Genomic DNA, 25,067 nt, shown 5'->3' with positions numbered 1-25,067 from the left:
ACGGTCCGAAAGGTAACAAACACTTTACCCCCTGCCCGAATAGCGCCACGTATGAGACCGAACGAGGGTGCGGCATCCTCGCAGCCGATCAAGTACGAGCCAGTGAGCGTCAAGGACGTGCTCGTCGAGATGAAAGACACGTCGGAGCTGCTAATCGATCTGTCGTACTCGGCCGTGCTGCACCAGAGCGAGGATATCGCCGCCGAGGTGTTGAAACTCGAAGAGAAGATGGATGTACTGGAGATGCGTGCGCGGATGAGTCTGATGATGGCCGCGCGCAATCCGAAGGACACAGAGATGCTCGCCCCGGTCCTCGGGGTCGTCAGCGGGGCGGAGAAGATCAGCAATGCAACCGGTGACATCGCGAAAATTGTGCTAGAGGAGATGGGGCTTCCCGAAGCGATGCGAGCAGCACTTCCCGAAGCTGTCGAAACGCTCGTCCGCGGCACGATCGCGGCGGATTCAGAGTACGTCGGCAAGAAATTGAAGACGATCGATCTGGAATCCGAGACCGGTGTTCGAATCATCGCGATCCGACGCGGCGATGAGTGGATAACGAATCCCGGTCCGAAAACGCGGATCGAGGCCAACGACGTAACGATCATGCGCGGCCCGGAACAGTCGATCGACGACGTCTACGAAACTGCAACCGGCGAACGGTATAGCCTGCCGGAGTTCGAGGAACCGGATGTCGACGATCTGGAACGCGCCGTCCGATCGATCATCCACATGAAGAACCTGAGCGAACTGGCGGTGGATCTGGCCTACGGCAGCATCCTCTTCGACAATGCCGAACTCGCCGAGGAGGTCCACAATCTGGAAGTCGAGGTCGACGCCCTGCAATCGCGGTTCGAGGCGTGGACGTTACGGGCTGCGAAAGACGCCGAGGACCCGGTTTCGCTGCGAGGGCTGATCCGCCTCGGGATCAGCACGGAAGTGATCAGTGACGCCGCACTGGAAATAAGCGAGGGCGTACGACGCGATATCGATGTCCATCCCGTGATCGAACTGGCGATGCAGGAAAGCGACGAGGTCATCTCCCGGGTCACAGTCGAAGCGGGAAGCGACCTCGCGGGCGCGACGATCACGGACGGCGTTCCGGCAACCGACGTGACGATGAGCGTCATCGCAATCAGACGGCCCGACGAGGGCTGGATGCTCGTCGCCGACACCGAAGAGACGCTGCAGCCGGGCGACGTGTTGATCGGAAAGGGAACCAGAACTGCCGCGGAGAACTTTGCCGCCCTCGCTACGGCCTGATCACGTCCGGTAGTTCTCCTTCAGAACCCGAGTACGGCACCCGAAACTCCGATGAAGATAACCATCCCAAAGACATCGACGACGTTCGTGACAACTGGGATCGTTGTGTCGTCGGGATCGATTCCCAGTCTGTAGGAGCCGTAGGTCGCCGCGAGACTGAAGATGACTGCGATGATCGCCACGCTCAGGCCGCTGATTAGCGAGATTATCAGCAGGTCGACGATTCCAAGCGCCGCGCCGATGACCTGACCGATCAGCCATGCGCCGATGGCGAGCGCCGTGAAGATCGTTACGGCGAGTGCCATCACGGCCAGTATGTTCGCCCAGAGCACCCGATCGCGTGGGTCGAATTCAGTCGTCCCGAGGTGCAATCGCGTCGAGAGCCGGGAGCTAAGGATCGCACCGAGATTACCACCCATATCGACCATTGTCGGGACCATCACTGCCAGCAGCGCAAATTCCTCCAGATTCTCCTCCGCAGCTTCGAGGGTGATCCCCGCCCAGAGCACGATGACACAGAGCACCACCAGCAGTGGGAACATGTTCGTCACGATACTGCGTGTCTCCCACGATCCGAGCGATCCGCTGGGAACCACCATCAGATGATCACCTCGAACAGTCCGTCGATCACGAGCACCGATATCAGGAGGAACAACATGCCGAAGATGTCACCGAGCGTCGTGACGATCGGGCCGACGAGATTGTCCGGATCGTAGCCCATCCGATAGCCCAGAAAGATCAGTGCGAGCAGGCCGAAAATCATGACGACCGAGGTGATCGCACCGGCAAGAAGCATAATCCCGACGAGTTCGTACCACGCTGCAGCGGGCATTCCGAGCAGGTTCAGCGCCCCCCACGAGATGAACCCAATCACGATCGAGATACCGATCCCGTTGATGAAGGAGGCAATGACCGCGTTGACCAGGCGCTCGTTCCACTCGAACCGCGGCGGGAGCAGCCCCTGATGGATCCCGCTGGCGATCCGCCCACCGAGCGCTCCGTAGACGTTCCCACGGGTGGCAAGAAACACTGGCACCATCACGAGCAACCCGGGGAACCGTTCGACGCTCTCCAGGATCTCTTCAAGCACCAGTCCGGCGAACAGGCCGCCACCGAGTGCGATCAGCAGTATCGGCAGGGTCTCTCGATAGATCCCCCAGAACTCCTCACGCGGGGTGGCGCTCACGGTCGAACCACCCTCAGTCGAGGTCTATTCCGGACGACCCGATCAGTACTGGCCGCCATACGCACACCCCCAGATAGGTGTCAGTGCCCGAAAAACGCCGGCGAATTCGCCTTCCATCCGATCGAGAACGCTGACAGAACGAGGGGAGACCCGTGCAACCATAGTTCGCGTGTCGACGCCGTCGTGTATCGAGAACTGAACGCTTTCGAGCATACGTGGGGCTATCGCTGCTGAAGCGGGTTATAGATTTACGTTTCAGATATGTGTGATTAATATTCACACACTCAACAGTCGTGCGGGAATAGCTATTCCGTCGGGCCGACACCCGTCACCGTCCCGACCCCCTTGCTTCGCCCCTCACGGAACACGAAGCGTTGACCCTCCTCGATCAGGTACGGGCGGAACTTGAAGCGAATGCGAGCGTTGCCCGTGTCACCCGGAAGGAGCGTCCCACCGTCCGGATAGAAAACGGCGGCCTCGCTGATCGTCTCGACGTGGACGACCGGCTCGTACCCCTCATCGATGCTCGTGGGGTGGTTGAGCACCATCACCTCGGCGGTGAACTCACGGACCGGTTCCGGATCGCTGTCTCGCGGGAGCAACGCCATCCCGCGTTCGATCTCGCGCTCCTCGACGCCTTTCAGTGCGATGCCGACGATCCGCCCTGCCTTCGCCTCGTCGACCCGGTGGTAGTGCATCTCGATCGAGCGAACCTCGACCTCGCGGAAGCTCCCGTCGGGCATCGGACCGAGCAGGAGTTCGTCGCCCGCCTCGACTTCACCCGACATGATCGTCCCGGAGGCGACTGCGCCGACGCCGGTAACGCTGTAGGTCCGGTCGATGTACATCCGGAACTCGCCGCCCTCGCCTGCGGTCTTCGGGAGTCGTTCGAATAGCTGGTCGAGCGTATCGAGGCCGTGCCCGGTCACCGCACTCGTCGTGACGACGGGGACGACCGTCTCACCGATCTCGGCGACTGCGGCGTCGATACCGTGGCGCTCCACCCTGAGCGGGGTGCGCTCGACATCTCTGAGCATCCGTTCGACCTCCCGCTCGACTTCGGCGAGTCGTTCCTCGGTGACGGTATCCGCCTTTGTGATCGCGACAAGCGTCGGCAGCTCCGTTGCGAGCAGGACGCCGAGATGTTCACGGGTCGTCTTCGTCGGCCCGTCGTCGGCCGCGACCGTGAGCAGGCCGTAATCGAGTTTCTGTCCGACCAGTCCCCGGATCGTGGTCCGGAGCCACGGCTCGTGGCCCACGGTATCGACGAAGGAGACGAGCCGATCCGCTTCCTCGACAATCCGTGCCCGGTCGGTTTTCCGATTGGGATTGTCCATCCGCACCGGACCGTCGTCGTCGAAGCCGTAGACGCCATAGGAGAGATCGGCCGATAACCCTCGCTCTACCTCGTGGGGCTGCACGTCGAGGTAGCTCCGGGTTCCACCCTGTCCGTCGTCGGCCTGCCCCGTGACGAGCGTGCCGATGAGCGTGCTCTTGCCGTGGTCGACGTGACCTGCCGTCCCAACCACGATGTGGCTGTCGTCGGTATCGAGAATTGCTCCCTCACTAATCGTCGCCACACCGACGAGACCCGTGTCAGCGTCGCCGCTGGGTTCGACGCCCCAGGTCTGGACCTCGTCGATGTGTGCGCCCGCTTCCTCGGCCAGCAGGGAGAGGACATCCATCGTCTCGGAGAACTCGTCGGCCGAGATTCCAGCCAGTCCGCCGTCGTCGGTGACGCCGACGACGTAGGTAGCCTCGCCGTCGCCGGACAGCACCCGGTGTCTGAGCTGGGCCGCAAGGCTCTCGCGCCGCCCGTCGACCAGATGCAGATCCCGCTGTAGTCGCTCCTTGAATTCGACGCTGCCGCCTTCCCGCTCGCCGCGCTCTATTGCCCGTTCGAGCACGACACGGTCCGGGCTCATGTGGCTCCGTTAGGCGACAGCAAATAAAAGGCTTCGGCGTACAATACCATACCACGGTCACTCGGGACCGGACGGGTCGACTGCCTACGCCCGTACGTCCTCCTGGAGCGCCTCCCTGGTGATCAGGTCGGCCCCGGAGATGTCGATCCGAAGGCCGCACCCCTCGCTCTCGGACAGCGAGAGCGACCAGCCGTGTGCCTGCGCGATCGCACGGACGATGGTCAGCCCCAGCCCCGGCCGTTGCTGAACGGTCGAATATCCCGCTTCGATGACTGCTTCGTGTTCGCCCTCGGTGACGCCGGGTCCAGTGTCGGCGACGAAAAAGCCATCCTCGGTCGTCCCGACGGTGACAATGACGTCCTCGTCACCGTGTCTGATCGCGTTATCGAACAGTCGGTCCAACAACGAACGAAGCCGATTCCCGTCACACTGGATCGGGTCAGCCGATTCGATCACCAGTTCGCCGTGTGCAGGGGAGCGCTCGCTCCAGCAGGCCTGGACGACCGTCCGGAAATCCACGGACTCGGTTCGCTCTACTGGCTGGCCGAGCCGTGCTAGCCTGACAACCTCGTCGCTGATCGCTCGCATCTCGTCGAGTGCGTCCTCTACGTGGTCGAAGTACTCATCGTCGCCGTGACTGCGCGCCCGGGAGAGGTAGCCGTTCGCGATCGTAAGCGGGTTCTGCAGATCGTGGCTGACGACGCTGGCGACCTCTTCGATCCGCTCCTGGGGCGATAACGGATCTGCAGTGTCGTCCTCGGTCGTCGAGACGTCCTTCCCCATCGATCTGAGCGTATCACTCCGTGTACATATGACTTGCTCTCGCGAGGCAGCTACAACCATGGAGGCACTCGTTCATTACTCGGTCAGGCGCTCATAGGCGCGCGTGACGCGTTTGAACTCCTCTTCGTCGCCATTGGCTGTGTCCGGATGCACGGATTTCACTTTCTCACGGTAGGCGTCCCGTACCGCCGATCTGTCCGCATCCCGTCCGAGGTCGAGGATCCGGTAGGCTTCTCGGCGTGTCGGTTCCTCGGTACTGGTCGGCGCTCGACGGCTCCAGTCACCGCCGCGCCGGTTGCGAGTGGGATCCCGACGAGCACCGCGAAACCGTTGGTCCCGCGGGCCTGCTCCGAACCCTCCCTGCGAAGCCGTTCGCCGATCCCGCGTGGCCTCCTGTCGGACCCGTTGCTCCATCCGTCCGGAGACGTGATACCAGATGAGATATGCCGATGCGCCGAATAGACACGCGACTAGCAGGAAGAAGAGGTTAAAACGGATCGCGAGGACGGCCTGTAAGAGCGCCATCAGCCCGAAGACGAAGACGAGCGCGTAGCCGATCGTCTGCCGGTTCACGGACGCGCTAGGTGCTGGACCTTCCTAAGCCCCTCGGCTGCGGCGGTCCTCCGGCTTTCCTCCTGCCGGAACCGGCCCTACGGGAACGGCCAGGGCGTAGACCGTATTGTGTCCGGTCACCTCGACAGTCGTGAATTCGCCGATTTCGAGGCCGTGTTCGCTTGCGTTCTGGACGATGATCTGTCGGTAGGCGTCGTCCCGACACTTCACGGAGTCACCAGTTCCCTCCTCGACGACGAGCACCTCCCGCCGGGTACCGACCATCGACTCGTAGGCCTCGCCGACGATCTCGTGTTTCAGTTCGGACATCGCTTTCGAGCGCTTCTTTTTCAAGGTCCCTCCCAGTCCGTCCATCTCGGCAGCGTCCGTGTTCGGCCGCTTCGAGAACCGGGTGACGTTTACTTTCTCCGGCCGGATCTCGCGGAACAGCTCCATCGACTGCTCGTGATCCTCGTCGGTTTCAGTGGGGAAGCCGACGATGAAGTCAGTCGAGAGCGTCCACTCATCGAGATACTCGTCGAACGTCTCGACAGTTTCGATGAATTCGCTCACCTGATGTTGTCGGCGCATGTCGCCGAGCACGTCGTTCGAGCCGCTCTGGACCGGTGCATGGATGAAGTTGTACAGTTCATCGTGGTCGGCAAAGACCTCGGCCAGCTCCTCGCGGATGCCGTGAAGCCCCTTCGGATTCGCCATCCCGACCCGTACCCGGAACTCGCCATCGATCTCCGTGCAGATCCGATCGAGTAGTGTGTGAAGTTTTCGTTCACCCTCGTCCCACCCGTAGACGCCGGTATCCTGTCCAGTGATACGGATCTCTTTCGCGCCCGCGTGGACGAGCGCCCGCGCCTTCTCGACGTTTTCCTCGACCGGCGGCGAGTCGATTTTCCCGGTCGCATGCTTGGTAATACAGTACGAGCAATCGCTCATACAGCCGCGAGCGATCGGTAGAATGCCAATCACGCCGTCGAGAATCGGCTCCGTCCCCACAGTTGTCGTCGGACACTCGCCGTTGCCGACCGCCGTTGGCACGTCGTCCCAGTGCAGGATTCGCGCGTCGATGCCCTCGCTCTCGAACTCCTCCCCCTGTGCGAGCGCCATACAGCCGGTGATGATCAGATCGGCGGTCTCGGCCTGTAGCTCCTCGGCGCGTCGAATCATGTTGCGCTCGGTTTTCTCGACGACAGTACAGCTGTTCATGATTGCAACGTCGGCCGCTTCGGGACTATCGACTGGACGGTGGCCCGCATCCCGTAGCTTCTGCTCGATCGCTCGGCTCTCACCCCGGTTCGACGTACAACCGTACGTCTCGATGTGGTAGCGGGCCATCTCGGTACCACCAGTAACGGCTCCGGCGGCAAAAGCACGACGAAACTGAGCGTTCCTGGCTTGCGTCACAGTATCGTGATCCCAACGAATTTATAATACAAATCAGAGGCGAAATTATAAATACCGGCAAAAAAGACAGGAGAACGCATGAGCGAAACGACAATATCCCTCCAGGGTAACGCGGTGACCGCCGTGTTACTCGTTGCAGTGATGCTCCTCGGGACGGTGGCGGCCGCCGCCCCCGCAGCAGCATCCGATAGTAGTATCGACGCCCAGCAGATCGACGACAGCGCAGACCCCGCAGACGAGATCTACGTCGACGGGGACGGCGACGCCGTACTCGTCTACGAGGACGACGGTGACGACGAACTGACGACGTTCGACCTCGGGATGCACGTCAGCGAAGGACTGGCCCACACGCTGATCGAAGGTGACGTCGAGGAGGACGAGCTCGACGAGAGCGCGGCCGGTGGCATGTCGCTGGTCCTCGAAGAGGATCGGTTCTTCGGTGAGGGCGATCTCCAGATGGAGAGCCCCGACGAACTGGAAGACATGAGCCTCGACGTGTACGGCGAGCAGTCCTCGGAGACCAGCGAGTTCGACGCTGATCTCGAGATGATCTTCGAGGGAGAGGAGGCCGCTGACGACTTCGAGAGCTTCGAGACGACCGGTGACGCGGAAGTGACGCCGGATACGTTCGCCACGTCCGGTGACGTCAACGCCGAACTCGGGACCGTTCAGGGCGGCGAGTTCTACTACGACGTCAGCGTCACCGACACTGGTGACGGCTACACTCTCGATGTGACCCAGGACGAGATCGTCAGCCAGTTCCAGACCGGTATGTGGGAGACCGAAGAAGCAGCCGAACAGACCCTCGAAGGCCAGTACGGTATGCTCGCCGAGGAGTTCGGTGGTAGCACCGAGATCACGATCGAGAGCTACGCCTACACCGAAACCGAAGATGGAGAAGGTGACCTCGACATCAGCTACACGGTCGAGTTCCAGAACGTGCAGGACGGCTTCGCGGACGTCTTCGCACAGGTCCTCGCGGAGGACCCCGAGCTTGATCTCAGCCAGGCAGAGGCTGACGCGCTCGCTGAGAGCCTCGTCGACGTCGAGATCGACACGATGGAGTTCACCGCCGAGCAGTCCGGGACGAGCTTTGATGCCGACTGGTCCATCGAACTGAGCAACCTCGAAGGCGCTGTCGATGAGATGGTCACGCTGATCGACACGATCGACGCGCCCGAACTCGAGGACGAACTCGACGAGTTCCAGGACACCGTCGAGGCCCAGCAGGAAGCCAATCTCGAACAGTACTACGAGTGGTCCGCAACCTTCGAGCAGTACGATGCAGAGCACGACCGAGTCAACCTCTCACTGAGTACTGACACCGCAAACTGGAGCGAGTACGTCAACGAACTCGAGGAGCGTGGTATCGACGGTACCATGGGCGACGTGACGATCGATCTCACCGCTGAAATCGACGACAACGACGTCCTCGTCGCTGACATGGCGCTGGAAGTTGAACAGGAAGAACTCGTCGAGCAGGCACTTGACTCGATGATCGAGGCAGCCGCGGAAGACCCGATGGCTGGCCCTGAAGTAAACGAGTTCCTCACCGATCTCGAAGACTCCGAGTTCGAGATCGCGGCCATGGATGTCGACGTCGACGGCGAAACCGTCAGTATCGAAGCCGGTGCACAGTTCGGTAACATGGAGGCCCTTTCCGAGGAGATCAACGAGGCGTTCGGCGGTCATGAAGTGACAGAGATCGCCGGTGCGCTCGAAGACGACGACACGATGGGCATTCACGTTCACGTTGACGCGCTGGTCGACGCGGACGCCGATGAGGGCGATGTCCGTGCGCTCGCAGTGGCCGACGACGACACCGAGATCTACATGGACGGTGACTGGGACCGTGACTTCAACCGGATGGACACCGCTGCTGCCGAGGAGTTCCTGGGTACACAGTCCGATGCGGGCATGGACGACGAGGGAGCCGATGACGACGACTCGCTGCCCGGCTTCGGACCGCTCGTCGCCCTCGTATCCCTGCTTGCAGTCGCGCTAATCGCCCGGAACCGTAACTGAGCTACTGACCCGCCGACTCGCGGTACTCGGCGGCGATTTTCTCCCCGTTACTCGCGCCGATCCGTTCAGCGCCCGCGTCGACGAATTCGAGTGCTGTCTCGTAGCTCCCGATACCGCCACTCGCTTTGACCGGCAGGTACTCGCTCATCGCCTCGACGTCGGGAATCGTCGCGCCGCCGGACGCGAACCCGGTCGATGTTTTCAGGTAGTCGGCATCGGCCTCGACGGCCAGTTCCGAGAGCCGATCGCGTTCCTCGTCAGTGAGCAGAGCCGTCTCGATGATGACCTTGACAGGCTCGCTGACAGCGGCGACGATCTCGTGCAACTCGTCGAGGACCGCCTCTTCCTCGCCATGTTTGAAGCGGCCGATGTTAGCGACGACGTCTATTTCGTCGGCTCCGCTGGCAACCGCACTCGTCGCTGCCCGAACCTTGGTTTCGGTCGCAGTCTGACCGTGTGGGAAGCCAACCACTGTAACCAGTCGAACCGGAGGTGCGTACTCGACCGCCTCGGCGACGTAACAGTGGGGGATACAGGCGTTCATTCCGTACTCTTGGGCCTCGTCGAGGACCTGATAGACGTCCGAGCTGGTCGTTTCCGGGCCGAGTACTGTGTGATCGATGCGTGCGGGAAACTCGGGGTACTCCATACGTCGAATCGGGGACGGGGGATCAAAAAACGGGCTGTCGACCGGATCCGGGGCGTCGGATCGTTTTTGTTTCATGGGGGCGTATCTCATGGGTATGGCTGACGAGCGACTCGTCGAGGCGGTCGGGGAGACGGCGAACGATATCGCGCGGATGGAGACGAGGGGTGCCGTCGCGATTGCGACTGCCGCCGCCGACGCGCTGGCGACCCAGGCTATCGAAAGCCAGGCAGATAGTCCCACAGGGCTACGTGCTGAACTCGCCGACGCTGCCCGGTTGCTCCACGACACCCGACCGACTGCGGTGAGTTTGGCGAACGCGCTCCGATACGTGCTACGGGATCTCGATGCCGACTCGGTAAAGGAACTCGAAGCAACTGTCGTCGATCGAGCCACGACATTTCATACGGACGTCGAAGCCGCACAGGCAAAGCTCGGCGAGATCGGAGCGAACCGGCTCCAGGACGGTGATACGGTGATGACACACTGTCACTCGACCGACGCGCTCGCCTGTGTCGAAGCAGCAGTCGCGGACGGCAAAGAAATCAGTGCAATCGTCAAGGAGACGCGCCCACGGAATCAGGGCCATATCGCCGCGAGGGAGCTCCGGGAGATGGGCGTGCCGGTAACACTGATCGTGGACAGCGCGGCCCGACGACACCTCCCGGACGTCGATCACGTGGTCGTCGGGGCCGACAGCATTGCTGCAGACGGCTCGGTGATCAACAAGGTTGGAACGAGTGGGCTAGCAGTGCTCGCACGCGAGCAGGGTTCCCAGATCATGGTCGCCGCGGCGACGATCAAACTCCACCCGGACACGCTGACGGGATCGACGGTCGAGATCGAACAGCGGGCGGAGACAGAAGTACTCGGACCCGATGAACGTGCTGCGATAGAGGAGGTTCAGACGGCAGGTGATTTGCCTCCGCTCGCCGTCGACAACCCGGCCTTCGACGTGACGCCGCCGCGATACGTCGACGCGATCGTGACAGAACGGGGTCAGTTCCCGCCCGAGAGCATCGTCACGCTGATGCGGGAGCTGTTCGGCGAGAGCGTCGAGCGACCGTGGGAACCCCCGGCAGAGATTGTTTCGAGGGATGAGTAATCGTAAGCTTTTCACCAGTTCCGGTCCGGTGTTGGGAATATGGTACTCCCCGAGGGCCTCGCAATCCCGCCGCTACCGTATCTGGTCGGGTTGCTCGTCGGGTCGATCGGCGTCGCCGGGCTGCTCTATCTGCTCCGGCCCCCAGTGACGAACTGGACCGTGGCGGCGTTAGCACCGTGGATGGCGACCGGTGGGATGCTCCACGGACTCGAACAGCTAGGGACGTATCCCCCGGCGATCGCACCGCTGTTCGAGGCACCCGGCGTCTATCTGACACTGGCGATCGTCACTGGGCTAGCGTGGGCGGTCGCGGAACTCGTAGCGGAAATTCGACCGCACGGCTCCGCAGACCGCCGGCTGGGTGTGATCGGCACGGCAGTTGCGATCACGTTCGGTATCCTCTCGATCTATCAGGGGATCGGTGCGGGGACGTTCTCGCCGTTCTGGCCGGTGATCGCCGTCGTCGTCTCGGTGGTCGTCACTGGCGCAGTCTGGATCGCGATCAGCGTGGTCTTCACCGAATCCGCCGCAGTCACCGGGCCAGCGGGGGCTCTCGTGGTCGCCGGGCACGCGTTCGACGGCGTCACGACGGCGGTCGGGTACGATCTCCTCGGAGCCCACGAACGGACGCCGCTGTCGCGATATATCCTGGAAGCTGGCGAACTGCTGCCGACCGCCGAACTACTCGGCGCTGGCTGGCTGTTCGTCCTCGTCAAGGTCGGGCTGGCGGCGGCCATCGTCGTCCTGTTCCGCGAGTTCGTCAAGGACGACCCCGTGTTCGCCCGCCTTATGCTGGCGGTCGTCGCTGCAGTCGGGCTCGGCCCGGCGTTCAACAACTTGCTGCTGTTCACGATTGGCGGATAAGTAGTCGTTATTGCGTCTCGCCCCAGTCGAGACGTACCCCCTCCTGGTAACCGTGGCCATCGATGACCGTGAACTCTACGGCATCCGGCCAGTTGCCCCCGACGGACGCACGGATCAACCCTGCGGGTGACTTCGGAGTTGCGTCGCCTTCTTCGGCATCGTCACCAATCGCCCGTACGGTTCCCGTCACGGTTGCTCCTGTTACCTGCACGTCCCGAAACTCGATCTCCGTATGATTGTGTCTGGGCCATGACGAAATCACGTAGATCAGGAACTCCTGATCAAACGCCGTCTCCTCTATGAACGTCTCGGCAACATCTCGCTCCGACCACTGGGGGTCGTCAAACGGTAATTCCTCAAAGGCCCTCTCGGCGGCGGTAAATATGTCGATGCCTCCCACCGATTCATACACCATTGAGCTACTCAGACCCGGTTCGTCCCCGATATTTTGTGTTTCGTACTCGAACGTACCGGAGGCGGGCGGTGGTGTGTCATCGCCAGCGCCCAGAACACCGTCGAGACAGCCAGTGATCCCCACAGAGATTGTGGCTCCACTGCCGAGCAACACCTGTCGACGTTCCATATCGAAACCCTCTCTCTCGTCGACAAGTACTTTGTGTCAGTTCGGACCAGCGAGAGGACTTATTTCTCGCCGCAGTCATACTGTGTGCATATGAACAGTCCCCACAACCACGATGATCCATGATCCGCGTATTGAGTGCTGGCCACGTCAACTGGGACGTCACGCTCCGGGTGGACGAGCTGCCGGAGCCGGACGGTGAGTCCCGGATCCGCGCCCAGTCGAGCGGCGGCGGGGGGAGCGCCGCGAACACGGCGGTCGCGCTGTCGAGTCTCGACATCGACGCGGGAGTTCTCGGAAGCGTCGGCGACGACGAGCACGGTCAGCTGGTTCGTGACGAACTGGACCAGCGCGGCGTTGATCTATCCGCACTCCGGGAGATCGAGGGAGGAACGACTGCGGTTAAGTACCTCCTGATCGCCACGAATGGCACCGTAGCGGTGCTGGGAAACGACGGCTGCAACGAAGCGGTGGGACCGGCGGACATCGACCCTGCTCGGCTCGACGGGATCGATCACCTTCACCTGACGAGCCAGCGTCCCGCAACGGCGCGTCGGCTGGCTGAACTCGCACGTGCAGGTGATGGAACCGTAAGCTTCGATCCTGGTCGGCGGCTCCCACACCGAGACTTTTCGGGCGCGCTCTCGCTCGCCGATCTGGTGTTCTGTAACGACCGCGAGGCCAGTGTCGTGGGTGAACTGGAGCCGGAACTACGGGCGGACTGCACGCTCGTCGTCAAGCAAGGAAGCGAGGGGGCACTGGCCCTCGCGGGCGAGGAGGAGTACCATCACAGGGGGTTCGGTGTCGATCCGGTCGACACGAGCGGCGCGGGAGACGCGTTTGCTGCCGGGTTTCTCACAGAATGGCTCGACGGCGACGATGTCAACCGATGCCTGGCGGTCGGTAACGCCTGCGGGGCGCTCGCAGCGGAGCAACAGGGGGCCAGGACGACCCCGACGCGAGAGGCAGTCGAACGACTTTTGGATGGCAACTCACGACCAACCAGAGGGTGAAGACTTCGGACGAGTTTAGTATCCCCTGCCCCTGGTATGAATATGCTCGGACTCGGCGCACCGTTTATGACGCTCTGGCTCTCGCTTGCAGGCGCGCTTATCGCTGCCGTCGCCGTGCTTCCGCTGCTGTATTTCATGAGCGAAGGGCTGACACCCGCCTACGTGCTGGCGGCGCGGCGACGCGGCTGGTCGATCGAGGAGGTTTCCCTGCTACAGGCACTGGCTGCATACGTTCTCGCGGCAGGATTTCTCGGTGTGGTCTTTGGCATCGCACACCTGCTCGTCGCCGCAAGTGGGATCACATGGTTGATTCCGCCCGTTGCCGCAGCAGCGACCGTCACGTCCGTGATCTACTTCCTGTTCACCCGGCTCGTTCTTCCCGATGTCGAGCTTGAACTCCGTCGTACCCGCTTGCTGAAGATCCAACTGCTCTCGACCGCGTTCCTGTACGGGCTGGTACTGATGGTTCTCGTCCCATCGCTCGCGCTCGTCGTGTAAGTGGAGCCGCATAGTTACACCTACTTGGTGCCGCATAGTCCATCCACCGCAAGAGCGCGCGTTTTTTGACGGCCTTCCCCGAACAACGGGTATGGCAAAACAGCCTCACCTGCTCGTCGAACCGGGCGACCTGACCGATATCGCGCTCCTTCCGGGCGATCCGGGCCGTGTCGATCGGATTGCAGGTCAGTGTGAAAACGTCGAAACCGTTGCGGAAAACCGCGAGTACAAACTCATCAACGCAGAGTACGACGGCACACCCGTGACGATCTGTTCGACCGGAATCGGCTCGCCCTCTGCCGCAATTGCTGTCGAAGAACTCGCCGCGGTCGGCGTCGAGACGTTCATCCGTGTCGGGACGACCGGTGCACTCCAGTCGGGCATCGAGATCGGTGACATGGTCGTCGCCACTGGAGCAGCCAAAGACGAGGGGACCACCGGGCGCTACGAATCGGAAACCGTGCCAGCAGTCCCCGAGTACGATGTGCTCTCGGCACTCGTCGACGGCGCGGAAGCGAACGACGAGGACGTCCACATCGGCCCCGTCGCCACGGACGACGCCTTCTACGCCGAGACCGAGGAGTACGTCGAAGCATGGGAGTCGGCGGGTGTCCTCGCCGTCGAAATGGAGGCTGCTGCGATCTTTACCCTTGCCCGGCGGAAGGGGCTCTCCGCGGGGGCGATCTGTACCGTCGACGGTAACCTCGTCGAGGGCACTCAGAAAGGCGAGACCGACGACGACGAACTCCCTGAAAAAGCGAAAAACAACGTCGAGCGCGCGATCACGATCTCGCTCGACGCTGCGACGTCGCTGTAGACCGTTCTCCGGGTATCGAAGCCCTTATCCCTGCACTGGCCGTTCGTTGCCGTAACAACCATGTCCGAGAAACCCGCCTCTATGTATCGGCAGATAGACAAGCCCTCCTACACGCGCCGCGAGTATATGGGGGGCATTCCCGGCTCGAAGATCGCTCAGCATCAGATGGGCGACCTGCAGGCCGATCCCGATGACTACCCCGTCCAGATCAGTCTGGTCACCGAGGAAGCCGTCCAGCTCCGCCACGGCGCGCTCGAAAGTGCCCGTCTGTCCGCGAATCGCCACCTCATCAAGGAGTTCGGCGAGGGCAACTACAAGATGACCCTGCGGAAGTTCCCTCACCAGGTCCTGCGTGAGAACAAACAGGCAACCGGCGCAGGAGCCGACCGTGTCTCCGACGGGATGCGCCAGTCGTTCGGCAAGATCGTGGGGACCGCCGCCCGGATTCCCGAGGGGGACCGCATCTTCACCGCCTGGTGTGACGTCGATCAGGCCGCCGAGGTCAAAGAAGCCTTCCGACGGTCCTACAACAAGCTCTCGCCGCCGTGCCGGATCGTCGTCGAGCGTGGCGAAGAGCAACTCGTCGCCTGAGATCGGTCGGCGTTTTTTTGCGAAATAGTAGCAGTAACCCTTCCCTTACAGAGCTATCTCTTGCGTAATCGATCGCATAACTAATCGGTGGGTGATCATGTGTTGGAACCACGTGACAATTGATGTCGATGCTTGGCCGAATGGTTGGGACGTTGCGTACAGCTCGGAACCATGACCTCTTCTGTGAATGCCGACAGTGCGGTACGACGCTCGATCCGACGGATCTAACCTGTCCGGCATGCGGAAGCAGTGATCTCGTAACCTACGAGATATAAGTATTACCGTGCAATCACGAGACCGCCGAAACAGACGATCGCCAGTGCCCCAAATACGGCTGCCAGCACGAGCGCGTCAGCTATGGCTGCGCCGCCAGCGGCGAGAAGACCGAACGCCCCAGCACCTCCGAGAGCAGGAGCGAGCACGCGCTCGTGAGCGACATCGCTAGCGATCTCACGGACTTCGTCCTCGCTCGGGCCGTCATCCACGTCGGTCACCGACTCGACCTGTAACTGTAACTCGTTCAGGTCAGACCGAAGTGCATCGACATCGTCGTCGCATTGAGTTTCCATCTCGTCGAGTGTGCCCTCCAGTTCACCGACACGCTCGTCGACTGTCTCCAGCTTCGTGATCCGCCGGTCCACCTCCCCGAGCGAGGTCTGGAGCGAGTCAAGTCGTTCGCTAGTGTCGTCGAGGGAGTCTGAGAGCTCCTTGACGGCCGCGACTGACTCCTCTACCGACTCGATGCGCTCGTCTATCGCTTCGTTCGACGACTCCACTGCCGCAATTCGTCCAGCCTGTTCGTCGACAGTCTCGTTGAGATCGTCGACGCGACCGTCGGTTGACGGCGCCTCCTGCTCGATGCTCCCGATCCGGGACTCGATCTCCGAGAGCCGTTCGCGTACCGTGTCGGTGTCGGCTTCAACGACGTCGAGCCGAGAGCCGATCCCATCGATCCGATCGATCGTGGTATCCGTTCGCGTTTCGATGTCCTCAAGGAGCGTTTCGAGTTCCTCGATCCGCTCGACGGCGCTGTCGAGGTCGTCTCCGGTAGTCACAACTGTCTGGTCGAGTGCTGCTACCTGCGAGCGCAGATCGTCCCATGAGTCGAGCGTCGCCTCGATATCATCGATCCGATCGAGGAGTTCGTCTGCAGGCTCGGCCACGTCGGCTTCGAGCTCTTCGATTCGTGAGCGTATTCCGTCGACCTCCTCGCGAAGCGCCGACAGCGCGTCGTCGAGATCTGCAACGGTTTCGTCGAGGTCGCTGTCAGGTGTATCGTCGAGTCGACTGTCGAGGGACTGCTGTCGCTCTGCGTGATCGTCGAGGCGCTCTCGAAGATGCTCGACATCGTCGGCTACCGCATTGAGTTCCGAAGACAGGGATGCGGGCTCCACATCTTCTATCTCGGCGACCCGGGCGTCAAGTCCGTCGACCGCCTCGTCGAGATCAGACATCGCGGTCTGGTCAGACCACGTGTCGACGCACTCGCGGAGGTCCGCGATGCGTTCGTCGAGGGCTTCGACTGTCGTGGTGAGGTCGGATTTGACGGAGTTCTCTGCTTGATTGCTGTCCGATCTGTCGACTTCTAATTCGCCGGGCTCTTGGCCCGACCGAGTTGTCGACCCCTCGCTGGCGCTCCCCGACTCGACAGCTGTGGCCGTCTCCACGGACGATCGCTCGACATCCGGCGCAAGTCGAGCCCCGCGGGCGACCGCAGTCACCGGATCGTCGAGGACGTGGATATCCTCGATTGCGAATGACGAATCGGCCTCGGTGAGAAGTTCGGAAAGCGTCTCACCGATGCCCGCTGGTCGGGCCGCCGGACCCGCAACGACGACCGGCAGCGCCGCACCGTCAATCTCGGTGTGCTCGACCACCGCGTCCACGACGTACGAGAGGAAGTTCTCGTAGTACATCCCGAGAACGTCGCCGTCGCCGGCCGTGAGATCGTACGTCTCGCGTTCGTCGGCGACCATGCTAGGATCACGATCGGTCGCATCGGCGACCTGTCGGTCGATCCAGCTGCCGCCGCGACCCAGGCCGAACTGAACGATTGGACGCCCACCGTCGAGCAAACAGGCCTCGCTCGTCCCGGTGCCAAGCACCACCGCTACTCCGGTCGGCGCGTCAGTGCCGAGTCCTGCGTAACCTACTGCGCTGGCGCGCGTGATCGACTCCGATTCGTAGCCAAGCGCTGCCAGTTGATCGTGGATCGTCCGGCGGTGAAACAGCATGTCGACGTTCCGGTCGACCGGCTCGGACGGCGCGGCGAACACCACACGCTCTTCGCCCTCGGCCGCTCCAAGGACCTGCTTGATCAGTCGTTCGGCCAGCACGGCGTCGACGTCGCGCTCACCGGTCAGGATGCCGCCCCGTAGCAATGATTCGACTGGCGCGTCGAACATCCCCGCGAAGTCGGTCGCGGCATCGCCGACTGCATACACCGCGCCGTCGCGCTCGACATACTCAATCTCCCCGCTGGACAGCATATCAAGCACCATCTCATCGTCCGGTAGCTCGACGAAGTTCGTCCGCTCTGTCGTCGGGGCTGTACCGTCCCGCGCGACGACAGTAAATCGGTCGTCGATATCGAGTCCGATCGTCATTCGTGTCCGTGGTTCTCAGGGGGCCGTAATGTGTGTTGTGCTGGTCGGTGGCTTACCACACGCTACCGCCACTACGTCCTGCGGTCGCGTCGAAACGAAGCCCTTAACACGCGAACCCTCCTCAATCCGAATGCACTGGGACCGTGGGGTAGTGGTATCCTCTGCGGATGGGGTCCGTAGGACCCGAGTTCAATTCTCGGCGGTCCCACTACATTTTCTGAAAAACGTCATTGTCGGCAGCCTCAGGTAGGCCTACCGCCTGAAATCGCCATTATTACTTTGCTGGCAAGTGTAGATACTTGCCGGTACTCGGATGGGTCGAATACTGGCGCTATAGACCGCCCGAACAGCCGCAAAACAAGGGGGTGGTCGGCGTGTTGAAACTCGTCACCGAGAGCGACGAGTCCGCCACCTGCCGGAACTGTGGAGCCCACGTCTCAGAGGATTTCCGGCGGGTGTTCGGCGACGAGGATCACGTCGCCCACCGCTGTCCAGAGTGCGATACCAGCCGCCGACTGAGCCGCGGGAGCGCCGCCGGGGTCGCGGTCTCGGTTAGCGATCCCGAAAGACGACCTCCGACTCGACGGGCTGATCAACGAAGACGGCGAGATCGACGGCGAACAGCACGCGCATATCCGGCGGGAGGGGCCGGGGAAGTGGACCGTTGAAGTCGTCGAGGGTCTGTAAGCAGCAACAGTATTATTTTCGTCCAGTCTGAACTCCGACTAATGCCGCCCTCCAGGTCCAGACCCCGTGGTATCACGGTACTGTGCGTGTTTTACGTGCTGATGTTGCCGTTTCTTCTGCACATAGGGGATGAAACGTATTCCCACTTTTTACGGGAGGCATCACGCCCCACAACCGAAGTCATTGGACTCGGGGGTCTCTTGGTCGTCGCGTTGATCGGGGCCACAGTCTACATGATCGCAATGTACGTCGCTCTCTATGGACTCTGGAAAGTAGAGCCGTGGGCGTGGAGCCTTTCGTCCGTCTTGTTCCTGATCGGCGGGGTCCTGAGTCTCGTCGATTTCAGCATACTCGGGTTAGTCTATCATTTCGGGATCCTCTGGTACATCTATTCGAAGAGGGAATACTACTCGAAACATCGCTGAATGAGATCACAACGGGAACAACTCGCGTATCGCCAGCGCGAGGGGCCGGGGAAGTGGACCGTCGAAGTTGTCGAAGATTTGCAGGTCCGATTCAGTACTGGGCAAGAAATCAGACCCAGAATGGACGGGAGCTAAATCCACCAGTCAACTTGGCCACGATACCGATGAATACAACGACAAGAACAGTGCCTGCTATTGCTACTTGACCATCGGCATACAGCATTATATCACCGACTTCTGTGGGGGTGAATTCTATTCCCAGAACCGTAAGCTCGAATGCGATCTCATACTGAAGACCCAGAGCTATCAGATAGAACCCAAAGAGAACAGCACCTATACACGAAAATAAAAACACGACCCAGAGAATTGTCCGGAATCGTATCCACAGCGTTTCCAGCTTGAGTTTCCAATTGCTCATGTCAGAGAGTTATCTGGAAAATACTTGAAGCTACTTCTAGAAAGATGAGAGTAGAAAGTAGTATATCGTGGACCCTTTGAGGGGAAGTTATTTACAAAAATGTTCTAAATTCGAACAGTAATGGCTGCGTGCGATATCTGCGGCGAAACGTCCTCGTTCGACTACTCATGTCGATACTGCGATGGGACGTTCTGTAATAAACATCAGTTGCCGGAACGGCACAACTGCGTATATCTCGGCAGTGCAAAGACGCTTGGGCCAGAGCTCAGGGACTTCGACGGAGAGGCAGCTCATCAGCGTGTATCCTCCGATGAGGGGCAGACTGTGGATCGACGAGAGGAACGAGACACAACCGACTGCGAAGGCTGTGGTGAGACGATTGACGCCAGTCGGACATACTGTCCAGATTGTCGACTGGAGCTGGCAGATATAGATCAGACTGATGGACCGGAAGTAGTGGTCGACAACTCTCCTGAGCCTGATTCGTTGGCGAACCGGACGCGAAATATCGACAGTGATGAGGAAGACGGGATACAGCCCTGGGTAGTGATCGGGATATTTGTTTTAGTGGTAGTGATGGGTGCGTCTGTTGGCCTGTTTATACTATTGTAGATCACAGCCAGCCGACCTTTCCTCGTTCTCGCTGTTGGGCCTCCGGCGAGTACGTCCCGCGATAGTGCTCCAGAAACGTCTCCAGATCGTTCCAGCCGCCCCAGTCGCAGACCAGTAGGGCGTCGACGTCGGCGCTGGCGAGCGCTGTCGCCCAGGTCCGCCGGAGATCGTGAAAGCCGAGATGGTTCCACCCCTCGTCACCGGTTTCGTCCTGGAGGCGATCGGCGGCGTTCTGAATCCAGCGCCGAAGTGAGCGCGTCGACGTGATGTCCAGCAGCGACGAGCTGGCGCTCTGGTCGCGCACGTCGTCGATCGTGCGGATGGTCGTCGCGAGATCTCGCGGGACTGGCGTTTCGCGGTACTGGTCGCCTTTCCCGTGCCAGACCCGCAGCATCGTTCCGGCGTCAGTGTCGACGACGTGCTCCGGGGCAGCATCGAGGACCTCGTGAGAGCGGAGTCCGCAGCGAGCCCCGAGCGAGAAGGCGATCCGCTGCTGGGTGCCCTCCGCCTGGTCGATCAGTTGGTTCACTTCGGACTGGCTGAGCCAGACCTTCATGTCGTCGCGTTGGGCGTGGGCTTTGAGATTCATGTCCGAGTAACCTGTAACCCGGACGGCAACGCGGGGGGTAATGTCGTTTTTGGTGGGGTACCCGGCGTGATCGGGGCGGGATCCGTCCGACTTTCTCCTACTTTCCGGACGCTGTTTTTGGTGGCCAGTTCTTATATTTGTTTTACTACTTCATTCATATACATTGAAACGGTAGGACTATCAACTATTAACTATGGATAATAGCCATGGGATTGCCAGATGATCATCAAGAAATCTTAGATGATTATCTTACCGATGGTGAAACAGTACGCGGAAAATATGCAGATAACAACGAGTCGTACGTCGTCACTGATGAACGTGTACTCACAATATCTACAGTCGAGAATAATAAATCGGTGGATTCAGTCAACATATCTGGAGAGCATGTCGTGGGATCAAAAGTTAAAACATCTAGAGAGAATGAAGAGGTTGTAACCTTTGGACTTGGTATAATTGCTGTTGGAATTATTGGATGGAGTTTGGGATTACCTGGTTTGATTGCTGGAATTGCGGGATTGGTCGGGATCGCAATAATCCTACTTGGTGGTGATGAATCAACTAAGATTGAAATTGTGACTAAGCAATCAAACACACAGATACAAATACCAGAGGACGCAGAGCACTTGGGGCAGCAAGTATCAAAAGTGATAGCAGGGGGCGAATGAATAGCTGATTTATTTATTCAATTGGCACATGCCGAGGCTTTGTAACACCTACAGACTATTTTAGAATCTTACTCTACAATCTGTAAGGGCCGATCTACAAAGTCCGACTTTCTCCAGATGTCCGGACACCTCAGAATGGCCGATCAATCTTCCCGTACAGCGCGTTGGCCGCCGCAGCCGAAACGATCACATTCTTGTCCGAGACCGTCACCGACTCTCCGGCCACGTCCTCGATGAGCGCCGCGAGTTCCTGGAGGTAGCGATCGGCGCGTTCTTCCCGGAGTGTCAGCGTTCCCTTGTCGTCGTGACTTTGGGCCCGGTTCCGGAGGTACACGTCGACGAAGTCCGCCCTGATCTCGTCTGGGGCGTCGTCGAGATACTCCGGCAGGGAGATCTCGGCGCGGTCGTTCTTGTCGCCGACCGGTGCGCCGAGGACCGACAGCGCCCGCCCGAGTATTGAGGCGTGCTCCGTGGGGACGATCTCGGTCGCCCGATCGGGCTGATCGTCACGCTCGCGTCGCCAGTCGAGCCCCAGCTGGTCCAGCGCGTCGGTCACTCGCTCGGCGTCGCCGTCCCGACCCAGCGCGAAATACGGCGAGTGATCCCGCTCGTTGATCGACCCGCCGCTGAAGATCCACGCGACGAGCTGGTTCAGCGCCGCGAACTCGTCGGTGTCGGGGCCGCCGAACCAGTCGCGTTCTTCGGCGACCTCGACGGCGCGGGCGGGATCGGGCTTCGAGCCGTTTTCCCACGAGCGAATCCGGCCGCGCGGCATCTCTAGTTTCGACGAGAGCGCGCTGGAGCCACTGTCTGGATGTTGGGCTGCGACTTCGAGATATCGCTGGTAGTCCTCGACGGCGTCCCAGCCATCTGCTCGGTTCCGAACGTCGTAGGTACGGGCGAGCGATTTCGGGGAGAGCGTAGTTGTCATTTTATTACGGGTACATCGTAATTAGGTGTTAATTACGTAACAGTTCATCATATTTGGCTCAAGCTTTATTAGGGATTAATGTATTGCCAAAGGTAACGCCGATACTACGCGGAAGGACAAGGCGAGGAGGAGTGGTTCAATGCCCCCTTGCCTCATCGTACACCTCTCCGGTGTTCGATATTAATCCTTTGGCCGAATATCGGCGCAAACAACAAAGAAAACTATGGATCTGAAAAACGTATTCGAAACGGACGGCGACGAACGCGCGGTTTCGCCGGTTATCGGCGTCATCCTAATGGTCGCGATAACGGTGATTCTCGCGGCTGTGATTGGGGCGTTCGTGATTGGTATTGGTGGCGATCAAGAGACAGTTCCCCAGGCAAGTTTCTCTAGTAGTCAAGAGAATACAGCAGATGACGCTGACGACGTAGTGATTGACATCTCGCATGAGAGTGGAGAGTCAATTCCAGAAGATAACGTCGATGTGACTGTAGACGGGGAATCAGCGGACGACTTTGAGGATGTTACCACAGACTCATTCGGTGATCCAATATCTGCAGGATCAACTTATACAATAACTGATGACGATGATGACTTTGATGGAGATGAGACCATCCGTGTCGTCTGGACGTCTGACGATGGAGGAGACTCCTCTATTCTATACGACTTTGAGGTTCGATAAATGAACATCAGTGATATTTACTCTGATGAAAATGCTGTTTCTCCGGTTATCGGTGTCATCCTTATGGTCGCGATAACGGTTATTCTCGCGGCTGTAATTGGTGCGTTTGTCATTGGTATCGGTGATGAACAGCAAACGGTTCCACAAGCTAGTTGGGATGCCTCGCAAACGACAGAGGACTTCTCACATGATGATGACACAACTTTTGCCTCCCTGTCTGTAGTTGAAGTTGAACACCAATCTGGACAATCGATTGATAGTTCAAACATTGATATCACAATAGATGGCAACCCCGCTTGGGGCGTTGAGCCTAGTGGGGACCCCGAAACAGATGACAGTGTAGAAGCACTGTGGTCTAGTGGAGAAATATCCGCCGGAAGTACCGCTACTGTCGTACTATATGATAATGATCCCTCAGCAGGTCCTGTAGAAGAGGGAGACTCTGTACAGTACGATGACGATGCAGACTCAATTACCTCTCCCAGCGAGGCTACAGAGTTGTCATCAGGTGAGACGATACGTGTAGTCTGGACGTCAGACGATGGCGGGGATTCATCAGTGTTGTTCGATTACGAAGTCAATTAGACTGGGCTCTGACCATTCCCATACGGCCAATTATGTCACACTTTTTCTCAGATGACTGTGCTCAATCATCGGTCATCGGAACAATCCTACTAGTTGCGATAGTCGTAATCCTCGCCTCTGTACTCGGCATCTTCGCGATCGACCTGTACCAGAGCGCGGGCGACGTTGAGGAATCACCCGACGTGCGCTTTGATGCCGAACAGTACGGTGGGGACCACGATCAGTTCGTCCGCGTGTACCACATGAGTGGGAACACGATCGAGGACCTCGACACGATCTCGGTCGTCGTTGACGGTGAGACCGTCAGCGAAACGGGTGCCGACTGGTCGGACTCCGACGAGGGGCTTCGGTCACAGAGTTCGCTCTATATCGCCGCGGACAACGGCGGGTTCATCGCCGATGATAACGCGAATTTCGACAACGAAAGCGATGAAGAACAGTTAGACCCTGGCACCGAGATCAGTGTGATCTGGAACAGCGCCGACACCGACACGTCAGCGACGCTGTTCGAGTACGAAGTCGAAGATCGATAACGCGCTCTCTTTCTCTCTCCCAGCCCACGTACCGACGCTTACACCCGGCGCGGGCGTGGCTGGTACTCGGCGTCGAGGTCGCCGTCGAGATACCGCTCGCCTTCGGACGTGAGATCGAACGAATCCATTCCGGCGCGGTGGACCAGCCCGGCGTGTTCGAGCTTCGCCAGTCGCTCGCTGACGTGGCCCGGCGAGACCGTCCGAAAGACCTCGTTTGCGATCAGTGACGCCGGGGCCATGTCCTCGGTCGCGAGAAATTCGAGGATCCGTTCGTCCTCGCGTTTCATCCAGGAGGCGCTCTGTCGGTTCATTCAGATACCCCACGGCGACGGAACGCCGTCGTTGTTCTCTTCCCCGCCGTTCTCCCGGATCTCGTCGGGTTCGTCCTCGTAGGTCGAGATCTCGCCGTCGAGGTAGCCCTCGCCCAGCTCGGTGATCACGTACACGCCGTTCCCCAGCGGCTTCACGAGCCCACGCTCGCTGAGTTTCTGGAGCCGTCGCGAAGTGTAGATACTTGCCGGCATAACGATAGGATACTGTGATTTTGTAAATAATGTCACAATGTTACATTGTGTACGCAGACCTACGTCTCGACTGCTCCTAACTGGATCCGAAGCGATCACCTGCGAATCGGGTGATGAACCGCACTACGGGCCACTTCGTTCGCGATCAGTGTGTGCGATGCACGTCCTCGGAGCGGTGATATTCGAGGGCCAGGTCATGATTCATTGTAACTCCTCTTCTATCGTAACGTCCCCGACACTTGAGACTGTAACCCGACAGCCCTGATACCGGAATGAAACGTCGACAGAGCGGTCATCGGACTGAGGTGTGGACATCAGATCGGCCAGCGCACCGGGGTTGACGCTGTCGTATAGGGGCGGTAACTCCGTGACGTCCTCATCGGTGAGGTCGGCCACGTGCTCTACGATACTGAGAACGATCTCACTCGCCGGGTCGTCAGTCTCGTCGAACGATATGGTCGTCTGGTTCAGAGAGTCGTCAGATGGTGTGGATTGTGATTCTGAGCGAATCATGTCGTTACTCATGAAACCGGTACAAGGCCGATC

General features: G+C 59.9%; 31 protein-coding genes, 1 tRNA gene and 1 pseudogene. 18 read left to right on the top strand and 15 right to left on the bottom strand.

Annotated features, from left to right (window positions below; translation table 11 throughout):
• The first annotated feature begins 51 nt into the window (after positions 1–51).
• A complete protein-coding gene (locus AArcS_RS05475; protein WP_238479475.1) occupies positions 52–1,260 on the top strand; it encodes a potassium channel family protein in 1,209 nt (402 codons plus the stop codon).
• 20 nt (positions 1,261–1,280) lie between these two features.
• On the opposite strand, the gene AArcS_RS05470 is transcribed toward AArcS_RS05475, so the two are convergent.
• The 6 genes from AArcS_RS05470 to AArcS_RS05445 form a co-directional block, all read right to left on the bottom strand.
• On the bottom strand, positions 1,281–1,859 hold the full coding sequence (locus AArcS_RS05470; RefSeq protein ID WP_238479474.1) for a magnesium transporter: 579 nt from the start codon (positions 1,857–1,859) through the stop codon (positions 1,281–1,283).
• Positions 1,859–2,446, bottom strand: a complete 588-nt coding sequence (locus tag AArcS_RS05465; RefSeq protein ID WP_238479473.1) for a magnesium transporter — start codon at positions 2,444–2,446, stop codon at positions 1,859–1,861. Before AArcS_RS05465 ends, AArcS_RS05470 begins: the two co-directional genes overlap by 1 nt.
• 305 nt (positions 2,447–2,751) lie before the next feature.
• On the bottom strand, positions 2,752–4,371 hold the full coding sequence (locus AArcS_RS05460; RefSeq protein WP_238479472.1) for a GTPBP1 family GTP-binding protein: 1,620 nt from the start codon (positions 4,369–4,371) through the stop codon (positions 2,752–2,754).
• A gap of 84 nt (positions 4,372–4,455) precedes the next feature.
• Entirely contained in the window at positions 4,456–5,154 is a 699-nt protein-coding gene (locus tag AArcS_RS05455) for a sensor histidine kinase (protein ID WP_238479471.1), read from the bottom strand.
• Positions 5,155–5,229: 75 nt separating this feature from the next.
• A complete protein-coding gene (locus AArcS_RS05450; protein WP_238479470.1) occupies positions 5,230–5,727 on the bottom strand; it encodes a J domain-containing protein in 498 nt (165 codons plus the stop codon).
• 24 nt (positions 5,728–5,751) lie between these two features.
• Positions 5,752–7,056 carry a tRNA (N(6)-L-threonylcarbamoyladenosine(37)-C(2))-methylthiotransferase gene (locus AArcS_RS05445; RefSeq protein WP_238479469.1) on the bottom strand — a complete coding sequence of 435 codons (1,305 nt, stop codon included), beginning with the start codon at positions 7,054–7,056 and terminating at the stop codon, positions 5,752–5,754.
• A gap of 147 nt (positions 7,057–7,203) precedes the next feature.
• Between AArcS_RS05445 and AArcS_RS05440 the strand changes: the two genes are divergently transcribed.
• Positions 7,204–9,150 (top strand): PGF-CTERM sorting domain-containing protein, encoded by a 1,947-nt coding sequence (locus AArcS_RS05440; protein WP_238479468.1) that lies wholly within the window; start codon positions 7,204–7,206, stop codon positions 9,148–9,150.
• A gap of 1 nt (position 9,151) precedes the next feature.
• On the opposite strand, the gene deoC is transcribed toward AArcS_RS05440, so the two are convergent.
• Positions 9,152–9,799: a deoxyribose-phosphate aldolase gene (deoC, locus tag AArcS_RS05435; RefSeq protein WP_238479467.1), complete on the bottom strand. Its 648-nt coding sequence runs from the start codon at positions 9,797–9,799 to the stop codon at positions 9,152–9,154.
• Positions 9,800–9,887: 88 nt separating this feature from the next.
• Here deoC and AArcS_RS05430 point away from each other — a divergent pair, with 88 nt between their 5' ends.
• Both AArcS_RS05430 and AArcS_RS05425 read left to right on the top strand, forming a co-directional pair.
• Positions 9,888–10,901 (top strand): ribose 1,5-bisphosphate isomerase, encoded by a 1,014-nt coding sequence (locus AArcS_RS05430; RefSeq protein ID WP_375139649.1) that lies wholly within the window; start codon positions 9,888–9,890, stop codon positions 10,899–10,901.
• 39 nt (positions 10,902–10,940) lie between these two features.
• Positions 10,941–11,765 (top strand): DUF63 family protein, encoded by an 825-nt coding sequence (locus tag AArcS_RS05425; protein ID WP_238479465.1) that lies wholly within the window; start codon positions 10,941–10,943, stop codon positions 11,763–11,765.
• A 7-nt stretch (positions 11,766–11,772) separates the two neighbouring features.
• Here AArcS_RS05425 and AArcS_RS05420 read toward each other — a convergent pair whose 3' ends face one another.
• Complete coding sequence (locus tag AArcS_RS05420; RefSeq protein WP_238479464.1) at positions 11,773–12,348, bottom strand: hypothetical protein; 576 nt, start codon at positions 12,346–12,348, stop codon at positions 11,773–11,775.
• Between the two features lie 119 nt (positions 12,349–12,467).
• Between AArcS_RS05420 and AArcS_RS05415 the strand changes: the two genes are divergently transcribed.
• The 5 genes from AArcS_RS05415 to AArcS_RS16040 all read left to right on the top strand — a co-directional run bounded on the left by AArcS_RS05415 (position 12,468) and on the right by AArcS_RS16040 (position 15,539).
• Positions 12,468–13,358, top strand: coding sequence for an ATP-dependent ribose-1-phosphate kinase (locus tag AArcS_RS05415; RefSeq protein WP_238479463.1), 891 nt, complete (start codon positions 12,468–12,470; stop codon positions 13,356–13,358).
• A gap of 42 nt (positions 13,359–13,400) precedes the next feature.
• Positions 13,401–13,856: a hypothetical protein gene (locus AArcS_RS05410; RefSeq protein ID WP_238479462.1), complete on the top strand. Its 456-nt coding sequence runs from the start codon at positions 13,401–13,403 to the stop codon at positions 13,854–13,856.
• A 91-nt stretch (positions 13,857–13,947) separates the two neighbouring features.
• Complete coding sequence (locus tag AArcS_RS05405) at positions 13,948–14,673, top strand: guanosine phosphorylase (RefSeq protein ID WP_238479461.1); 726 nt, start codon at positions 13,948–13,950, stop codon at positions 14,671–14,673.
• A 60-nt stretch (positions 14,674–14,733) separates the two neighbouring features.
• Positions 14,734–15,264: a 50S ribosomal protein L16 gene (locus tag AArcS_RS05400; RefSeq protein ID WP_238479076.1), complete on the top strand. Its 531-nt coding sequence runs from the start codon at positions 14,734–14,736 to the stop codon at positions 15,262–15,264.
• A 122-nt stretch (positions 15,265–15,386) separates the two neighbouring features.
• On the top strand, positions 15,387–15,539 hold the full coding sequence (locus tag AArcS_RS16040) for a zinc-ribbon domain-containing protein (protein ID WP_510627373.1): 153 nt from the start codon (positions 15,387–15,389) through the stop codon (positions 15,537–15,539).
• A gap of 3 nt (positions 15,540–15,542) precedes the next feature.
• On the opposite strand, the gene AArcS_RS05395 is transcribed toward AArcS_RS16040, so the two are convergent.
• The gene (locus AArcS_RS05395) at positions 15,543–17,870 is read right to left on the bottom strand and encodes a disk-shape morphogenesis protein volactin (protein ID WP_238479460.1); all 2,328 of its coding nucleotides are present in this window, start codon (positions 17,868–17,870) and stop codon (positions 15,543–15,545) included.
• Between the two features lie 137 nt (positions 17,871–18,007).
• Here AArcS_RS05395 and AArcS_RS05390 point away from each other — a divergent pair.
• From AArcS_RS05390 to AArcS_RS05385, 4 genes and pseudogenes are all read left to right on the top strand, one after another.
• Positions 18,008–18,078, top strand: a tRNA-Pro gene (locus AArcS_RS05390).
• Positions 18,079–18,235: 157 nt separating this feature from the next.
• Positions 18,236–18,439 (top strand): annotated as a pseudogene (locus tag AArcS_RS15910) (DUF7563 family protein); the annotation flags it as partial.
• A complete protein-coding gene (locus tag AArcS_RS16035; RefSeq protein ID WP_510627377.1) occupies positions 18,429–18,557 on the top strand; it encodes a DUF8053 family protein in 129 nt (42 codons plus the stop codon). The pseudogene AArcS_RS15910 and the gene AArcS_RS16035, both read left to right, overlap by 11 nt.
• Positions 18,558–18,598: 41 nt before the next feature.
• On the top strand, positions 18,599–18,982 hold the full coding sequence (locus tag AArcS_RS05385; protein WP_238479459.1) for a hypothetical protein: 384 nt from the start codon (positions 18,599–18,601) through the stop codon (positions 18,980–18,982).
• A 109-nt stretch (positions 18,983–19,091) separates the two neighbouring features.
• Here AArcS_RS05385 and AArcS_RS05380 read toward each other — a convergent pair whose 3' ends face one another.
• A complete protein-coding gene (locus AArcS_RS05380) occupies positions 19,092–19,400 on the bottom strand; it encodes a hypothetical protein (RefSeq protein ID WP_238479458.1) in 309 nt (102 codons plus the stop codon).
• 120 nt (positions 19,401–19,520) lie between these two features.
• On the opposite strand from AArcS_RS05380, the gene AArcS_RS05375 reads away from it, so the two are divergent.
• Entirely contained in the window at positions 19,521–20,012 is a 492-nt protein-coding gene (locus tag AArcS_RS05375; protein ID WP_238479457.1) for an AN1-type zinc finger domain-containing protein, read from the top strand.
• A gap of 1 nt (position 20,013) precedes the next feature.
• Here AArcS_RS05375 and AArcS_RS05370 read toward each other — a convergent pair whose 3' ends face one another.
• Positions 20,014–20,601 (bottom strand): tyrosine-type recombinase/integrase, encoded by a 588-nt coding sequence (locus AArcS_RS05370; protein ID WP_238479456.1) that lies wholly within the window; start codon positions 20,599–20,601, stop codon positions 20,014–20,016.
• 206 nt (positions 20,602–20,807) lie between these two features.
• On the opposite strand from AArcS_RS05370, the gene AArcS_RS05365 reads away from it, so the two are divergent.
• On the top strand, positions 20,808–21,266 hold the full coding sequence (locus tag AArcS_RS05365) for a hypothetical protein (protein WP_238479455.1): 459 nt from the start codon (positions 20,808–20,810) through the stop codon (positions 21,264–21,266).
• A 130-nt stretch (positions 21,267–21,396) separates the two neighbouring features.
• On the opposite strand, the gene AArcS_RS05360 is transcribed toward AArcS_RS05365, so the two are convergent.
• On the bottom strand, positions 21,397–22,197 hold the full coding sequence (locus AArcS_RS05360; RefSeq protein WP_238479454.1) for a hypothetical protein: 801 nt from the start codon (positions 22,195–22,197) through the stop codon (positions 21,397–21,399).
• Between the two features lie 223 nt (positions 22,198–22,420).
• On the opposite strand from AArcS_RS05360, the gene AArcS_RS05355 reads away from it, so the two are divergent.
• The 3 genes from AArcS_RS05355 to AArcS_RS05345 are packed head-to-tail and all read left to right on the top strand — an operon-like array spanning position 22,421 to position 23,997.
• On the top strand, positions 22,421–22,879 hold the full coding sequence (locus tag AArcS_RS05355; RefSeq protein ID WP_238479453.1) for a type IV pilin domain-containing protein: 459 nt from the start codon (positions 22,421–22,423) through the stop codon (positions 22,877–22,879).
• Positions 22,880–23,464: a type IV pilin domain-containing protein gene (locus AArcS_RS05350; protein ID WP_238479452.1), complete on the top strand. Its 585-nt coding sequence runs from the start codon at positions 22,880–22,882 to the stop codon at positions 23,462–23,464.
• 32 nt (positions 23,465–23,496) lie between these two features.
• The gene (locus AArcS_RS05345) at positions 23,497–23,997 is read left to right on the top strand and encodes a type IV pilin domain-containing protein (RefSeq protein WP_238479451.1); all 501 of its coding nucleotides are present in this window, start codon (positions 23,497–23,499) and stop codon (positions 23,995–23,997) included.
• A gap of 38 nt (positions 23,998–24,035) precedes the next feature.
• Here the strand turns inward: AArcS_RS05345 and AArcS_RS05340 are convergent, their stop codons facing one another.
• The 3 genes from AArcS_RS05340 to AArcS_RS05330 all read right to left on the bottom strand — a co-directional run bounded on the left by AArcS_RS05340 (position 24,036) and on the right by AArcS_RS05330 (position 25,046).
• Entirely contained in the window at positions 24,036–24,308 is a 273-nt protein-coding gene (locus AArcS_RS05340; RefSeq protein ID WP_238479450.1) for a winged helix-turn-helix domain-containing protein, read from the bottom strand.
• Complete coding sequence (locus AArcS_RS05335; RefSeq protein ID WP_375139635.1) at positions 24,309–24,521, bottom strand: hypothetical protein; 213 nt, start codon at positions 24,519–24,521, stop codon at positions 24,309–24,311.
• Between the two features lie 201 nt (positions 24,522–24,722).
• Complete coding sequence (locus AArcS_RS05330) at positions 24,723–25,046, bottom strand: HalOD1 output domain-containing protein (RefSeq protein ID WP_238479449.1); 324 nt, start codon at positions 25,044–25,046, stop codon at positions 24,723–24,725.
• Positions 25,047–25,067 lie beyond the last annotated feature (21 nt).

The organism is Natranaeroarchaeum sulfidigenes, from assembly GCF_017094485.1.
GTDB lineage: Archaea > Halobacteriota > Halobacteria > Halobacteriales > Natronoarchaeaceae > Natranaeroarchaeum > Natranaeroarchaeum sulfidigenes.
The sequence above is the reverse complement of the archived record's forward strand: the minus strand, read 5'-3'. Positions and strand labels throughout refer to the sequence as shown.